12 protein-coding genes and 1 other RNA gene are annotated in these 15,816 nt (G+C 46.3%); 6 read left to right on the forward strand and 7 right to left on the reverse strand.

Annotated elements, in window-relative coordinates:
* From ssrA to ACWA6V_RS05875, 3 genes are all read right to left on the reverse strand, one after another.
* Positions 1-377: a transfer-messenger RNA gene (ssrA, locus tag ACWA6V_RS05865) on the reverse strand; the annotation flags it as partial.
* A gap of 69 nt (positions 378-446) precedes the next feature.
* On the reverse strand, positions 447-1,466 hold the full coding sequence (locus ACWA6V_RS05870; RefSeq protein WP_449521606.1) for a glycoside hydrolase family 43 protein: 1,020 nt from the start codon (positions 1,464-1,466) through the stop codon (positions 447-449).
* A 62-nt stretch (positions 1,467-1,528) separates the two neighbouring features.
* A complete protein-coding gene (locus ACWA6V_RS05875; protein WP_449521607.1) occupies positions 1,529-3,007 on the reverse strand; it encodes an MFS transporter in 1,479 nt (492 codons plus the stop codon).
* Positions 3,008-3,316: 309 nt separating this feature from the next.
* Here ACWA6V_RS05875 and ACWA6V_RS05880 point away from each other — a divergent pair, with 309 nt between their 5' ends.
* The 6 genes from ACWA6V_RS05880 to ACWA6V_RS05905 all read left to right on the forward strand — a co-directional run bounded on the left by ACWA6V_RS05880 (position 3,317) and on the right by ACWA6V_RS05905 (position 11,925).
* Positions 3,317-5,896 (forward strand): TonB-dependent siderophore receptor, encoded by a 2,580-nt coding sequence (locus ACWA6V_RS05880; protein ID WP_449521608.1) that lies wholly within the window; start codon positions 3,317-3,319, stop codon positions 5,894-5,896.
* A complete protein-coding gene (locus ACWA6V_RS05885; protein ID WP_449521609.1) occupies positions 5,897-6,400 on the forward strand; it encodes an RNA polymerase sigma factor in 504 nt (167 codons plus the stop codon).
* Positions 6,397-7,362: a FecR family protein gene (locus ACWA6V_RS05890; protein ID WP_449521610.1), complete on the forward strand. Its 966-nt coding sequence runs from the start codon at positions 6,397-6,399 to the stop codon at positions 7,360-7,362. The genes ACWA6V_RS05885 and ACWA6V_RS05890 overlap by 4 nt, the downstream gene beginning before the upstream one ends.
* Before the next feature lie 168 nt (positions 7,363-7,530).
* The gene (locus tag ACWA6V_RS05895; RefSeq protein ID WP_449521611.1) at positions 7,531-7,980 is read left to right on the forward strand and encodes a DUF2846 domain-containing protein; all 450 of its coding nucleotides are present in this window, start codon (positions 7,531-7,533) and stop codon (positions 7,978-7,980) included.
* Between the two features lie 163 nt (positions 7,981-8,143).
* Positions 8,144-9,415, forward strand: coding sequence for a hypothetical protein (locus ACWA6V_RS05900; protein ID WP_449521612.1), 1,272 nt, complete (start codon positions 8,144-8,146; stop codon positions 9,413-9,415).
* A gap of 38 nt (positions 9,416-9,453) precedes the next feature.
* A complete protein-coding gene (locus tag ACWA6V_RS05905) occupies positions 9,454-11,925 on the forward strand; it encodes a Kelch repeat-containing protein (RefSeq protein ID WP_449521613.1) in 2,472 nt (823 codons plus the stop codon).
* A 53-nt stretch (positions 11,926-11,978) separates the two neighbouring features.
* Here the strand turns inward: ACWA6V_RS05905 and urtE are convergent, their stop codons facing one another.
* The 4 genes from urtE to urtB form a co-directional block, all read right to left on the reverse strand.
* On the reverse strand, positions 11,979-12,674 hold the full coding sequence (urtE, locus tag ACWA6V_RS05910) for an urea ABC transporter ATP-binding subunit UrtE (RefSeq protein WP_449521614.1): 696 nt from the start codon (positions 12,672-12,674) through the stop codon (positions 11,979-11,981).
* A gap of 33 nt (positions 12,675-12,707) precedes the next feature.
* Entirely contained in the window at positions 12,708-13,520 is an 813-nt protein-coding gene (gene urtD, locus ACWA6V_RS05915) for an urea ABC transporter ATP-binding protein UrtD (RefSeq protein ID WP_310075441.1), read from the reverse strand.
* The gene (urtC, locus tag ACWA6V_RS05920; RefSeq protein ID WP_310075444.1) at positions 13,520-14,671 is read right to left on the reverse strand and encodes an urea ABC transporter permease subunit UrtC; all 1,152 of its coding nucleotides are present in this window, start codon (positions 14,669-14,671) and stop codon (positions 13,520-13,522) included. Before urtC ends, urtD begins: the two co-directional genes overlap by 1 nt.
* A gap of 72 nt (positions 14,672-14,743) precedes the next feature.
* Positions 14,744-15,816, reverse strand: a 1,073-nt coding sequence (gene urtB, locus ACWA6V_RS05925; RefSeq protein WP_449521615.1) for an urea ABC transporter permease subunit UrtB, incomplete at its 5' end; no start/stop codon positions are given.

Below are 15,816 nucleotides of genomic sequence, written 5' to 3' on the forward strand. Positions count from 1 at the left end.
GGGGGATTTGAACCCCCGTCCGCCAGCACTCCATCCTCGGCTCTACATGTTTAGAACCGCCTATTGATTTAGCGAATTACAGCCCAGCGGGCGGGACGTAAAGCGCGATCCTGATAAGTTTTAGCTGATCCACCCCAGGCAGGCTTCACTGCGATCCAGTTCTATATGACGGGCGTTAACGCGGTACTGGCACCTTGTTAAAGACCGTTAGCGGCGAACCGCTAAAGATGCTTTCAAAAGCTGCTTACGCAGCTAATTGGGCACCGTAGTTGTCATCATTGGCAACTGTAAGTTTGCAGCTTTGGATTTACGTGATTGGCTACCCTCACGACATGCACCTAAGACTTTGTCACCAGCGTCGAATCCAAATCGACCCCGTTCGCTCCTGAAGAGTTGTTCTTGCGAACGTCCCACGTCAAGTAGCGAGTGGCGGCATTCTACCCCTATTAGTCGCGATAGGGAACAATGGTTTGAATACTGCCGTCTGCGTTGTAATTCAGCGGGGCCATCTTCACCGAGCGCAGGTGAGTGATGCCCTTGGATAAAATCGAATCGTGATAGAACAAATACCACTGCCCCTGGTATTCCGCGATTGAGTGGTGCGTCGTCCAACCGATCACTGGCTCCAGAATACGGCCTTGGTAAGTGAAGGGGCCGTAGGGGTTATCACCGGTGGCGTAACACAAAAAGTGGGTGTTGCCGGTGGAGTAGGAGAAATAATATTTGCCATTGTATTTGTGCATCCAGGAGGCTTCAAAGAAGCGGCGGTCATGATCGCCTGCTAACAATGGTTGGCCATTTTCATCGAGAATCTGGATTTCACGCGGTGTTTCGGCGAACTCTTTCATGTCATCGCTCATGCGCGCGATGATGGGGCCGAGTGCTGGTTCGTTGTCTGCAGGTTCGCCGCGGTTTGCGTCGTATTGGTTGTTGCGATAATTTTGCAACTGGCCGCCCCAAATACCACCAAAGTACATGTAGTGTGCACCGTCATTATCTTCAAACACAGCAGGGTCAATTGAATAGCTGCCTTTGATGGCTTCGGGTTCTGCTTTAAATGGACCGACAGGTGAATCACCTACCGCTACGCCGATTTGGAAAATGCCGTCTGCGCGTTTTGCTGGAAAATATAAATAGTATTTGCCATTTTTATGCGCGGCGTCCGGAGCCCACATTTGGCGTTTGGCCCAGGGCACATCTTTTACATGCAGGGCAACACCGTTATCCACTGCGGGGCTATCGGGGGAATCAAGAGAAATTACGTGGTAATCCTCCATCCCGAAATGATCGCCGTTATCGTTAAACGGAATGCCCGCTTCAATATCATGCGATGGATAAATATAAATCTTGCCGTTGAACACATGCGCTGACGGGTCAGCAGTGTAGATGTGCTCAACCAGCGGTTGGGAAATTGCGCGTGCTTTTAAGTCGGCAACTACTTCCGGTGCTAAAAATTCTTCTGCCATACAATATTCTCTCTACTTCATTTCAAACATTTACTTATCACAACAATCGTTTGTTAAAACAATTATTGGCCTGCCGATTTGCGGCGGGCATTCAGGTCGGCTTCAATCTGTGTTTCCAGGGGCTTGTTGATAGCGTAGAAGAACATACAGGCAACAGCAGCAAAGAATGGCAGGGATGCAAACACGCTCACCGCCGTTTTAATACCTTCGATAGTTTCAGGGTTTTGCATTGGCAGTGAGGCTTCATAGCCGTAATACGCGAGCAAACCTGCGACCAATGAACCACCGATAGTTAAGCCCGCTTTGAGGCCGAGAATCATTGCGGAGAATACAATTGCTGTGGCGCGACGATTATTTTTCCATTCGGAGTAATCGGCTACGTCGGCAATCATCGCCCATAGCAGAGGAATGGTTACACCGTAGAAAAAGCCGTGCAGGATTTGCGATACGAACACGATACCGATGCTTTCGGCAGAGAAAAATTTAAACGCTAATACAAACAAGGTCGATAGAAAGAGCGCGCCGCCGAAGACATTGCGTTTACCAAATTTATCGGCGAGGTTTTTGGAGAAACCAATCCCGATAATCATCATGATAATGCCGCAGGCGTTAAACAAACTGAATGCCGAAGTAGGTGCATCTTTCGGCCATTGGAACTCCGACAGGCCGATACTGGTCAGGCCGTGATTGAGTCCAGCGATAAAGCCATTGAAGCCGATGTTTTGCAGGAACTCTGCGAGCTTGGCTTCATTCAAATAATTTTCAAAATAAAATATGTACATGCCGCCTTTGAGTGCGAGAGTGATAAAGACCAGCACAGTCACTACCAGCATCACAATCCAGGGCAGGTTTTTAAACAGATCGGAAACATCTTGGGCGATCGAGTTACGTCCGGCAACAACAGGTAAAATTCTTTCTTTGGTTGTGGCAAAAGCAATCAGGAAAAACACGGTGCCAACAATCGAAAACAGCAACATGGTGTTGTGGAAACCCACCGCTTTATCGCCATCGCCCAGAATTAATACCAGCGGCAATAACAACACTTGGATAATAAATTGCGCGACCATCACCGCAACAAACCGGTAGGAAGACAGACTATTGCGATCTGACATATTGCCGGTCAGCACTCCGCTCAGCGCAGAGTAGGGCAGGTTGTTCGCGGCGTAGATAATCAACAACAAAATGTAGGTGACAAAGGCGTAAATGACTTTGCCGTTTTCATCGAAGTCGGGCGTGCTAAACGCGAGTAAAGCCACTGCGCCGAAGGGGATAGATGTCCAGAGTAACCAGGGGCGGAACTTACCCCAGCGAGTGGATGTTCGGTCGGCAATTATCCCCATCACCGGGGTGAAAAAGGCACCAAACATACCGCCAATCGCCATGATAGTGGCTGCTTTGCCCGCTGAAATTCCATACACATCGGTATAGAAAAACGCGAGGAAGGTGAGCAGGGTTTGGAAAATCAGGTTGGCAGCCAGGTCGCCGAGGCTATAGCCAACTTTTTCAACAACGGACAGTCTTTGCGCAGGGAGTTGAGTCATTTGGGTTATATCTTCTTATGTGATGGAGCTTTTACTCTAGCGGGTTTCGGCTACAGCAGCACTTTTTTGCTTATGTTTGCCAAGGATGTTCACTTGTGGATTACGGATAAGTCACGGCAAAAAATCAGCCTGCATACTTGTCGCACTAAGGATCGCCCAATGGCATCTTATAGTCAAGAAGTATATAACTCGGTATGCGGTGATTTAATGGCGCAGAATATGCTTTTTCCGTGAAAATGATCATCGCAATTTGGCGTCTCTAATAGCATAATGGTCAAAATTTCACCTCTTATGTGTATTAATAGAATAATGAAAAAGACGGATCCTTTTTTAGCCAGTCAATTAGCCTGTGTGTTTCTTTCCTTTTTCCTGGTAGTGAAAGCCGCTTGCGCCGCCCCCATAGCACCTAAGACGACTACGATTTACTTTGATTTACCGGGTCAATCGCTGCAATCCGCGCTGATTGAGTTTGCGCTCCAGGCGAATATTTCGATTGTGGTTGACAACCAGCTGATCAAGGGGCATCGCTCTACACCGATTGTGGGCTCGCAGCCGGTGGCAAACGCCTTGGGCAATTTGCTCGCGAATACACCTTTGGAATATCAATTCCAACCAGATAGCAGTACCTATTACATTCGCGCCAAGATTCTTAAACCCACGCCGCCACCGCTTTTATCTCCCTCTGACTCTGTTATTCCGGCTCCTATTGAAGAGGTTATCGTCACCAGTACACGCTTGCCGTTCCGCTACCACACGATTGCGAATTCACAAATCGACGGTGGTATTGCTTATTTCGACTCTTCGCGTTTTATCAACATTCTTCCCAAACAATTACTGGAAGATCAACAGCCGAGCGAGCTGGGTGGTCTACTCAAATACGCCAGTGGCATAACACCGGGTGATGGGTTGGCCGATAGTAATGACGATGCATTTATCCGTGGATTTCAACGGCATGCCATATATCTGGATGGTTTTCGGTTAAGCGATACGACGGGGGTAAAAATTTTACCGTTCAATATAGAGCAGGTGGAGGTGCTTAAAGGGCCATCGACACTTTTATATGGCCAGGCTGAGCCGGGCGGTATTGTTAATGTGGTGCGAAAATCCCCGCAAGCGGAAACATTTTTGCGCGCTAGTTTGAGTGGTGGATCATTTGGGCAGCGAAGCGCGAGCCTGGACCTGAATCTGGCAGAGCCATTAATGGCGGATATCAATGCACGTTTGGTTGTGTCGGTTGATGAACAGGCTGAATCAGGCGAGTTGGACAATATCCACCGTGAGTTAGTTGCCCCTTCGTTGACCTGGCAATTAGGTAGTGATACCAGCATCGACGTAGGTTATGAATTTCAATTTTCCCGGCAGGAATTGGGGCGCGATTTTTTAGTACTAAATCCCTCGGGTCCATTTACCGGCGCAACACTCGAACAATTAGCCGCGCAGGCGCGTCCGGAATTTAGCAGTGAGTTTAATTTGTATCACGCTGAATTGAATCATTCTTTCTCTACTGATTGGCAGTTGACAGCAAAGTATTTTTGGTTGAATGAGCAGCGCGTCGGCGTAAGAACCAGTGGTGAAGTTATTACAACAACGGATGTGTTGCTGGATCGCAATGAGTTGGGCAATGACTTTTATTTATTGACGTTGGGCGGTCAAGTTGGTGTGCCGTTAATTTTTCATCCACAAATAGGCGATGGCGTTTTTTCACTGGGTAATATTCGCAGCCTATACGATGAAGAGGGCGATGAAACAGTTAACAATGCCAGCTTAAGATTAGTGGGCGCATTTGATACTGGTTCGCTGACCCATCGCCTCGCTGCAGGTGCTGATTGGTATCGTCAGGATATCTATAAAAAATACGTCATTGAAAAACGGGATTTACTGCCGGGACAATTTTGGTCTGTTGACGAACTGGATTGGGCCTTTTTTGAAATTGTAGATACTATGCTGGGCTCTACCCAAACACGCGGCGAATTAACGGCGCAAGAGCAGCGCTTGCTCTACGATGATTACGGATTGTATTTGCAAGATAATATTGAATTAAACGAAAAGTGGATTGCAACGCTGGGCACACGTTATGCGAGTATTCGCGGCGACTATACCGATATTAGCGAGTATGAGTTTACCCCCTTGCAAACCTACAATCATTTTTCGTCGCAAGCGGGTTTGGTATTTAAGCCCAACGAAAACCATTCACTCTTTATCAATTACAGTGAAGCCTTACGTGCTAATTATCGTCTCGATGATATAGGTTCGCGTGCGGCCGACCCGGAGTTGTCAGATCAAGTCGAACTGGGTGTTAAATCGCAGCTGTGGAATGGCCGCCTCTTGTCCAGCGTTGCCCTGTTTGATATCGATAAAAAAAATATTGTGGATGTGAAAGTGATTGAAGGTTATCGCACCGCCTTGCAAGCCCATCAACAAAATACGCGAGGGTTGGATTTTGATATCACCCTGCAAGCATCTTCTCGCTTGAATGTGATGGGTGCATTTTCATTGATCGATCCGAAAATTGTATCGGGTGAAGATAAGGGTAAGGTGCCGGCACTGGCCGCAAAGCAAGTGGCGAGTTTATTTGCACATTATCGGCTGCTGACCAATCTTGATATCAGTGGTGGGGTTAGTTATGTCGGTGAGCGTATGACCTATGGCACCGGTTTGGCCTTGGATACTGAAGAAAATGCAGGTGAAGAATTCTTTGTACTTGATCCTTACACCACGGTTGACCTTGGCTTGACATATCATTTTGAGTTTTTGGGTTCATCCAATCAATTCCAATTGGTTGTAAACAATCTGTTTGATGAGTATTACTACACCTCAATTTTGGGTGGTACGCGATTCAACCCTGCGCAAGGACGGTCAATTGTGGGCAAGCTTGGATTTGATTTTTAAATGAAGGCGCCACACTTTTTAATTTCTCTATTTGAATCCCATCAATCGGATTTACGACGCTTGATCGCGCTCAAGTTTAAAAAGTCGCAGCAGGATGCGGAAGATATAGTGCAGGATGCCTTTCACAATATTCTGCGCGCCGACAATATCGACAGCCTTGAAAATCCAAAAGCCTATCTTTACCAGACGGCGTCCAATCTGGCATTGAACCGTATTCGTAAACAACAACATCATAATCGTTATGTGGCAGGTCAGGATGCGGATGCCACCTATGATTTGTGCCCGGAGCGCTCTGTATCTGCCGACCGCGATTTGGCACGTTTGGAGCAATCGCTGGAGCAATTGCCAGCTAAATATCGGCAGACATTTTTGCTGAGCCGTGTGCAGGAAAAATCTTACAAAGAGATCAGTGCGTTGTTAGGTATTCCGGAAAGTACGGTGGAAAAGCATATTATTAAGACGCTGAAATATTTACGCGAAGTCCTTGCGGAGGCGCGTACATGATGAACAAGAATCACACCGCAGCCGCACAAGCGCAAGAGGATGCTATCCAGTGGCTGGCATTATTAAATTCCCCGCAGCTCACTGCAGAGCAGGAGAAAGCGTTTTTTGCCTGGCTCGCACTGTCTCCTGTTAATCAAGCAGCTTATGTTAAAGCGGAGCAATTGTGGCAGCGTGGTGCAGTACTCGCCCAGGTGCAAGATGCACCGGACCGAGCTGGTTGGTCTATTCCTGCATGGCAAGGCTGGGCAGTCGCCTGCAGTTTACTGGTGATAGTCTGCTGGGCATTTTTTTCTTATTCCGACTTGGATGGCCAACACTATCGCTACCAAACCGCCAAAGGTGAGCAGCAAGAACAGTTATTGGATGATGGCAGCCATATTGTGTTGAATACCAACACTATTGTTGAGATTACCTTCGATAAAAAACAGCGCCGCATTGAGTTGTTGCAAGGTGAAGCTTTTTTTGATGTTAAGAAAGAGAATCGACCTTTTGATGTTGTTACTCAAGCGGGAATGGTGCGAGTGTTAGGGACGCATTTTTCTGTTCATCGTACGGTGTCAGATGTACAGGTAACCGTCGTTGAAGGTCAGGTCGGGTTGGGTGCGCAGCCAGTTGCAGCAGAGCAATTTATCCCTGCCGCCATACTGCAGGCGAATCAGCGCCTAACCCTCGCTCGTGCGCTGGCAGGTGAGACTCCCGAAACGGTTGATCCCCGCAGCGCTCTGGCTTGGCGAACAAAACAATTGGTATTTAAAGGGCAAAGGTTGCAGGTGGTAATAGACGAATTAAACCGTTACCTACCCAATCCCATTCAATTAGCTGACCCCGCACTGGGGCAGATGGAAATTACCGCCGTCATTCAATTAGCCGATCCACAAACCTCATTACGTGCATTGGCGCAATCGCTTGGTTTGACGCTCGATATCGATGCTGGATCGAAGATTTATACGTTGCACCAGTAATCGCTAGTGCGGTTTTATGTTCCTTCTGTGTCCAATACATCATTGGATGCAGCATTTTTTATGTATTTTTTATCGCAGCAATGGAGGTGTTTCTCCCTCTGTGTGTCTTTAGCTCGACAGCCGTCATTTTTTAAGTCGATCTTTATCAAATCCAGCGAGAGTAAGCCTATGAATAGCGTTAAGTTACTACCGAAATTAAGCCTTTTACTTGCCATTATTTTGGTAACAGGGTGCGCCAGCGTTAAAAAAGCATCGGTTGACCGCGACAGCGCGGCAAAGTTGTTTAAGCCCAATGCAGAAGTTGCACAGGTTTATGTGTACCGCAATGAAACCCTGGGTGCTGCCTTGTCTATGCCAGTCACAGTCAATGGGAAGTTGGCAGGTACCACTGGACCAAAATCCTTTTTCAAATTTGATTTACCTTCGGGTAAGCACACCCTCACGTCACAAGGTGATAAGTCAACTTTGGATTTGACTACCCAAAAAGGTGAAATTTATTACGTTTGGCAGGAAGTAAAAATGGGCGTGATGTCCGGCGGTTCAAAGCTGCAGGTGGTGGATAAGGCCAAAGGGCAGAAGGGAGTATTACAGTGTGAATTAATTGACTCAGCACTCTGAGTTAATTTTTCATTTCAGGGATTAATTACAGGATGTTTTTGTTGCGTGGGAATTGTCGATCTTGTTATAAGATCGCAAAGTTCCCGCGCCTTTTTATTAATAAGCTAAAGATTTTTTACATAGTGAACTTTAATTTTTCATCGGGGTTTGACAGGGGGTTGTAATGCGGTTGTTGGGAATAGTGGGTTGGACTTTTTGTGCGGCGCTGTTGGCTGCTTGCGGTGGCAATGGTGACAAAGTAAATACTCCCGGGCCAGTAACGCCTGGCCAATCAAGTGCATCTATCTCCAGTAATACAGCTGTTTCCAGCCTTTCTCGCAGCTCCAATAATTCCAGTCTATCATCAGGGGCGATGGTAATGACCTGCGCTTCTGTTGAAGGTGCGGTATTTATTGATGAGACTTGTCCCAATTGGCAAGAGCCTTCGGTGTTTGAGCAACAAAAAGTCAACTCAAATATATACTACGAAGTACCTTTCGGATCTGACGGTGCGTTGGTTTCACAAAAAATTATTGACAGTGGCGATGCCCTGTATAAAAAAGTCTGGGACATCCAATACAACAATAATAATGATTTTAATGGTTTGCCCCATTTCCGCGCGGCCGCTGCATTTCCCGCTGGTGTGGATATGAGTGCATATGCCACCGGGAAATTAATATTTGATATAAAAGTGCTTGCTTCACCGGAAGCGAATCCGGATTTCACCGTACACATTGAGTGCGGCTGGCCTTGCTATTCAACCGACGTGAGAATCCCGATTGATGAATTAAATACCTGGAAAACCTATGAGCTATCGGTAGCGGATTTAATCCGCGACGGTTTGAAAATAACCAATGTCGCTATGGGCTTTCAAATAATTCCACGCTGGGGGCAGCAAACTAATACGCACTTTCAAATTGATAATATTCGTTGGGTTAAAGGAAGTGCGCCTGTCACCACTAAAAAATGTTTTGCCCAGCATTTTGATCGCACTGATTGGAGCTATACCACCAAGGTAGAGACGGTAGATCAAATGCCATTGGATTCCTCGAAATGGTTAGCCGGTGTTGGTCCACTGGTAACGCTAATTCCACAATGGAATTCTGTTGGCGCAGCTTGGGGATTTTCGGTACGGGATACTGAAACCCTGAGCAGTTGTGCGGCCAAGGGCACGCTGAGCGTGAGTGTGCTACTGCCATCTGCTTATGTAGATGATGGGCAAATGCAATTGGGTTTTTATTTTATAAGCCGCTCAGGTCTCTACTACATCTTGGATGGAATTCCGGCATCGCGCCTGAAGGCGGATGAGTGGAATACCATCAGTACGACAATACCAGCAGGAAAAATTAGCAACGCGGAATATATGGGTGTCTATTTCGATTCCAAAGGATCCAATGTGGCGAATGGCTATATCCTGTTGGATAATTTCGTCATCACACACTCGCTAGTGCAGTAAAAAATTTAATAATCGGTCAATCATTTGCGTTATTATTTATGGAGTATTTAATGAGAGCAATAAAATTATTTTGCACACTTGCGGCGGTGCTGGCGATTGCGGCTTGTGGCGGAGGCGGAGGTGGTGCATCAGTTGGGCAAAAATCCAGTATTGCCCTTTCAAGTAAACCTGCGAGTTCCATTGCCCCTAGCTCTATGGGGTCGAGTGTTATTACTAGCGCATCCAGCTCCAGTGAATTGTCGAGTCAAATATTAACGTTCAACAAGTCTGGCCCGTTTGAATTATTTATTGGTGAGACTCTGACGAATGTTGCAACCGGGCAAGGCGTAGGGCGCATCAGTTATACAACTACTGACAGTCAGATTGCGGGTATTAATGATAGTGGTTTTGTCACTATTAAGGGCGCTGGTAGCGTTGATATAGGGGCGCAAATTGCCAGTGATAATCAATACGCAGCGGCAAATGCGAACTATAAAATTCAATCGGTACCCACTTCGCTCACCATGTCAGCATGGATTGGTGTAGAAAATACGACAGTTCATTTTCCAGAGGAGGCAACGGGTATCCGGTTTTATCGCAGTAACACGGCCAATTGCGATATCAATAATATTTCACTGTGCGCGAATGGTCAGGTCACTACTTTAGCTAATCAGTCAGTGATAGATACATCGACAACGCTGAACAACCCCGGTTATTACGTACTTCAATTTGGCGATCGTAGAGCCAGTGTTACAGTTACCGCTGCTGCATTATTTCCTCTTCGTTCATATCACCAAGTGGCATCATTTAAAAACCAGCTTTGGGTGATTGGTGGCTTTGCTGGATTTGAAATGCTGAATGATGTGTGGAGTTCCACGGATGGAATTAATTGGAAACAACGAACTGCTGCAGCCAACTTTTCAGCACGTCAAGGTCATAAAGTAGCTGTATTCAATAATCAGCTCTGGCTTATTGGTGGTTATGATAATCAACAATCAAAAAATGATATCTGGAGCTCATCGGATGGAATTTCCTGGGTACAGAGAACGGCCAATGCTAGCTTTTCTGCGCGATATCACCATGAATTGATTAGCTTTGCAGGCAAACTCTGGTTGATTGGTGGCTATGATGAAAATGGAGAAAAAAATGACATATGGTCATCAGTCGATGGCATTGCATGGAAATTAGAAACAGCAAACGCTGCTTTTTCTTCAAGATATTTACACAAAGTAGTTGTTCACGATAATGCTTTGTTTTTAGTAGGAGGTGTTGGTTCAGGCAGTCTCAAAAATGACGTTTGGAAATCGACAGATGGTTTGACATGGATTCAATTAAATAGCGATGCCCAATTTAGTGCTCGTTCTGGTTTTCAACTGGTGTCATACAAAAACAATTTATGGCTGTTTGGCGGAAATACAACAAACAGCAATTATGACAAGAAAAATGATGTTTGGTCATCTGCCGACGGAATCACATGGACTCAAAAAATTGAGCGAGCTGCTTTTTCACCAAGAGATGCACACAGAGCCGTTGTTCAGGATAACAAAATATGGCTAATTGCCGGTAGTGAGAGTGTCAGTCAGTTAAATGATGTATGGACTACCGATAATGGAATTGACTGGGTTAAAAAGGAGCTGATCTCCAGCGCACCTTCGCGTGCAGGCAGCGCGCTAACTGAATTAAACAATCACTTATGGCTTGTGGGTGGTTATGGAAAAAACACATCGGTAAAAAATGATGTGTGGAATTCGTCTGATGGCATTATTTGGGAACGCTTGAGTGCGAATGCTGCTTTCAGTGCGCGCTTCGCACACGAATTAGTTACCTACAATAATAAGTTGTGGGTAATTGCGGGTAATGACAATTCCCGGAATAAAAGTGATGTCTGGTCATCGGACGATGGCGTAACATGGACTTTGCAGAGTGAAAATAGTGCTTTTGAAGCGCGCCGGAATCACCAGGTTGTGGTATTTAATAATAAACTTTTTCTTATTGGTGGCCAGAGTGATGATGGCTTTAAGAATGATGTTTGGTCATCTACTGATGGCATCAACTGGCAAAATGTAACTGCCGATGCTGGCTTTTCGCCGCGTCATTCACATCAGGTTGTCGTCCACAATAATTATTTGTGGGTAATTGGTGGTTATGGCAACGGTTTGGAAAATGATATCTGGTCTTCGCCTGACGGTATTCATTGGACGCAAAAACAAGCCTCTGCGCCATTTACGGAGCGTCAGGATCATCAAGTTGTCTCCTATGAAAACAAGCTGTGGGTTATCGGTGGTGCAGATTCCAACAGCGTAAGTAAGAATGATATTTGGAGTTCTGCTGATGGTATAACATGGCAAAAGGAGATTGAAAGCGCTGGTTTTACCGAAAGAAATCAACATCACGTGATAGTTTTTAATAATAAAATGCTATTGTTGGGTGGTGTGGATTATAAAGGTGATTTTCTGAATGATTTGTGGGCGTCCGAGAATGGTGTTAGTTGGGCCTATGGTTTTCAAGAAACCTTTAATTTTGTAAAATAGTCTAAATCCTTTTAAAACATGAACAGAAAAGCCGCCTGAAAATGGCGGCTTTTTTATACACTCAAATATCGCTGCACCAAATCATCTTTCAAATCGGCTATCGGCCCGGTTGCCACTACGCTACCTTTCTCCATAATAAAAAAATCATCGGCTACACGGCGAGCGAACGGCAGTTTTTGTTCGACGAGTAATACCGTCAAACCCAGCTCGCGATTGAGTTTGCGGATCACATCGCCAATGTCGCGTACTACGTTCGGCTGGATACCTTCGGTGGGTTCGTCGAGGATTAATAATTTCGGGTCTAGAACAAGCGCGCGGCCAATCGCGAGTTGTTGTTGCTGACCGCCGGATAAATCGCCACCGCGTCTGTGTTTCATTTCTTTTAACACGGGAAATAATTCATAAATTAAACCTGGAATAAAACGCGATTTATCTTTGCGTGCACCGAGCGATATTTTTAAATTCTCTTCCACTGTTAGCAACGGAAATATTTCGCGGCCTTGGGGCACAAAACCAATACCGCCGCGTGCGCGGTTTTCGGTAGAGAGTTTATTGATGTCATAACCGTTTAATTGAATCGCGCCGTCACGCACGGGCAATAAACCAGTGATGCATTTAAGCAGGGTGGTTTTACCAACGCCATTGCGGCCAATTAAACAGCCGCAAGTGCCCTGTTTTAAATTCAGGGAGAGATCCCAGAGGATGTGGCTTTGGCCGTAGTATTGATTGATATTTTTAATCGTCAACATGATGGTTGTATTCCCGTCCTATTTATTCACTTTTTATTCACCAAGATACACTTCAATCACTTTTGGATCATTTTGTACCTGATCCATAGTGCCCTCGGTGAGCACTGAGCCTTGGTGTAATACAGTGACTTTGCGCGCGATAGAGCGGACGAATTTCATATCGTGCTCTACAACAATAACTGAGTGGTCGCCCGCGAGTGATAATAATAGCTCGGCGGTCTTTTCGGTCTCTTCTCCCGTCATACCGGCGACTGGCTCATCGACTAGCAGTACGCGCGGGTTTTGCATCAATAACATTCCAATTTCCAGCCATTGTTTTTGGCCGTGCGATAATGCACCTGCATTTTTATAGCGATGTTCTTGCAAGCCAATTTGTAACAGTACTTCGTCAATACGGTATTTTTGTGCGCTGTTCAATTGTTGGGTTAGCGTCCACCACACACGTTTGTCGGCTGCGGTTGCCAATTCCAAATTTTCGTACACACTCAGCGCTTCAAAAATAGTGGGTTTCTGGAATTTTCGGCCAATACCACCGCGCGCAATCTGATGCTCAGAGAGTTCAAGCAAATTAATTTGCTGACCGAAAAAAACGCTGCCTTCATCCGGTTTGGTTTTGCCCGTGATTACATCCATCATGGTGGTTTTGCCCGCGCCGTTAGGGCCGATAATGCAGCGCAATTCACCTTCATCGATGTAGAGGTTTAAATTATTGAGTGCGCGAAATCCATCAAAGCTAACGGTGATACCTTCCACATACAGAATCGTGCCTTTGGTAGTATCCAGCGGTGCACCAAAATTTGGATCAGCTTGGCCAAGTGAGCGGCGTGCTTGCGAAAGAATATTCATTACACGTTCTCCTTGGCAGTTTCTGCTGTGCTGTTTGTTGGCTCGGCAGTAGTGTTAATTTTGGCTGGTACTTTTTTGTTGCGATTAAAAAGGCCAACCAAACCTTTGGGTAATACTAACGTTACAATCACAAACAGTGCACCCAGGGCAAACAGCCAGGTTTCAGGTGAATAAGATGTAAAAATGGTTTTGCCGTAGTTAACGGTAAATGCACCGACAATCGCACCAAACAAAGTGCCGCGCCCACCAGTGGCCACCCACACGACTAACTCAATCGAGTTGAGTGGTGAAAATTCACCGGGGTTAATAATGCCGACTTGCGGGACATATAAAGCGCCTGCAATGCCTGCGAGAATCGCAGAGAATACAAATAACCAGAGTTTGTAGGACTCCACTTTATAACCGCAAAAACGCGTGCGGCTTTCCGCATCGCGGATCGAGACAATAATTTTCCCCATGCGCGAAGTGACAATATAGCGGCAGGCGATGTAGGCAATTATCAACATAAATCCGGACGCTAAAAACAGTGAGATACGTGTGCCATTAGCGGCGATAGGAAAGCCGAGAATATCTTTAAAATCGGTAAGGCCATTGTTGCCGCCAAAACCCATTTCGTTGCGGAAAAACGCGAGCAGTAACGCGTAGGTTAATGCCTGGGTGATAATAGAAAAATACACACCGGTAACGCGCGAGCGGAATGCAAGCCAACCGAAAACAAAGGCGAGCAAACCGGGAATTACAATCACCATCAACATCGCAAACCAGAACATATCAAAACCCTGCCAGTACCAAGGCAATTCTTTCCAGTTTAAAAACACCATAAAGTCGGGCAGCAGCGGATCACCATATTGACCGCGGGGGCCAATCTGACGCATCAAATACATACCCATCGCATAACCGCCCAGCGCAAAAAAAGCGCCGTGGCCGAGCGATAATATTCCGCAATAACCCCAGATTAAATCCACCGCGAGTGCAAGCAGTGCGTAGCACAGAAATTTTCCAAGCAGCGTCACCATAAAGGTGGAGATATGCAATGATGAGGTTTCTGGCACGAGGATATTGCAGATGGGCACCAGCACCATGGCGAGCAATACCAATCCCAGCACAATCATGCCGCCGCGATCGCTGAGTAATAAACGTTGGGTTAACATTTGATTCTCTCTTTTAAAATTCTTTCAATTCATTGGATGTTGGCATTCAAAAGCGGAGCGGTAGGAGATTAATCAATCCGCCGCCGCACGACCTTTTTGCGGGAAAATTCCCTTGGGTCGTTTTTGGATAAACAGAATCAACAACACCAACACCAGTACTTTCGCAAGTACTGCACCTGCGTAAGGTTCGAGGAATTTATTGATGATACCGAGCCCCATAGCGCCAACAAGAGTGCCCCACAAATTGCCGACTCCGCCAAACACCACCACCATAAACGAATCGATAATGTAGGCTTGGCCGAGATTGGGGCCAACGTTAGTGAGTTGTGAGAGCGCAACACCAGCGATACCGGCAATGCCAGAGCCGAGGCCAAATGTCATCGCATCCACCCAGCTTGCGCGTACGCCAACAGCGCGAGCCATGGCACGGTTTTGCGAAACGGCGCGCACTTTTAATCCGAGTGAGGTTTTTTTCAGAATCACCAGAAGTGCAAAGAACACCAGCAAACCGAAAATAAAAATGTACAGGCGGTTGTAGGTAATAGAGAGCACCGGGTTGATGACCAGCGAACCGCTCATCCATTCGGGCAACTCAACCGCGCGGTTGAGTGGAGAAAAAATACTGCGTGCCGCTTGTTGTAAAATCAAACTGATGCCGAAGGTGGCCAGCAGGGTTTCCAGTGGGCGGCCGTATAAAAAACGAATTACGCCGCGTTCAATTGCAATGCCCACCAAGCCTGCAACAATAAACGCTGCTGGAATCGCAATCATTAAACTGTAGGCAATATGGTTGGGGAAAAGTTGTTGTACAACCCAGGTGACGTAGGCCCCGATCATCATCAACTCGCCGTGCGCCATATTAATTACCCCCATCACACCAAATGTGATGGCGAGGCCAATCGCGGAGAGCAAGAGCACTGAGCCTAAACTCAAACCAAAGAAAATATTTTCAGTTAAGCGAAACGCTGCTATGCGGTCTTCGATAGAGTCCAACGCAAATTGCGCCTGCTGTTTCACTTTGTCATCGGCATCATTGGTGGCGATCTCTAATAATGCGGTGCGCACTTCTTGTTGTAGGCTACCGCGTAAAATTTGGATTGCATCCAGGCGTACTTGTTGCTCACTGCTTTGCAAATTCATCAGAG

Source organism: Cellvibrio sp. (genome assembly GCF_053579595.1).